The sequence below is a fragment of the Bartonella sp. AA83SXKL genome (assembly GCF_042196965.1).
Classification (GTDB): domain Bacteria; phylum Pseudomonadota; class Alphaproteobacteria; order Rhizobiales; family Rhizobiaceae; genus Bartonella.
This window is the reverse complement of the sequence record NZ_JBHIRG010000347.1, coordinates 277-533: the sequence shown is the minus strand read 5'-3', so window position 1 is coordinate 533 and position 257 is coordinate 277. Positions and strand designations below refer to the sequence as shown.

Below are 257 nucleotides of genomic sequence, written 5' to 3'. Positions count from 1 at the left end.
TTTGTAAGTGATTACACCAGTTTTGACATCATTCTTATCGGGAAGTCCTAAATGTTCTTTAGGTGTTACGTAACAAAGCATGGCAGTTCCAAACCATCCAATCATAGCGGCACCAATTGCTGATGTAATATGGTCATATCCAGGTGCAATATCAGTTGTAAGAGGTCCCAAAGTATAAAAAGGCGCTTCATGACAGAGATCTAATTGTTGTTCCATATTTTCTTTAATTTTGTGCATTGGCACATGCCCAGGTCCTT

The 257-nt window shown here is 38.9% G+C and carries 1 protein-coding gene; it reads right to left on the bottom strand.

Going from position 1 to position 257, the window contains the following annotated elements:
- Window positions 1–257, bottom strand: a 257-nt coding sequence (locus ACFINO_RS11560; protein WP_375655994.1) for a phosphomethylpyrimidine synthase ThiC, incomplete at both ends; no start/stop codon positions are given.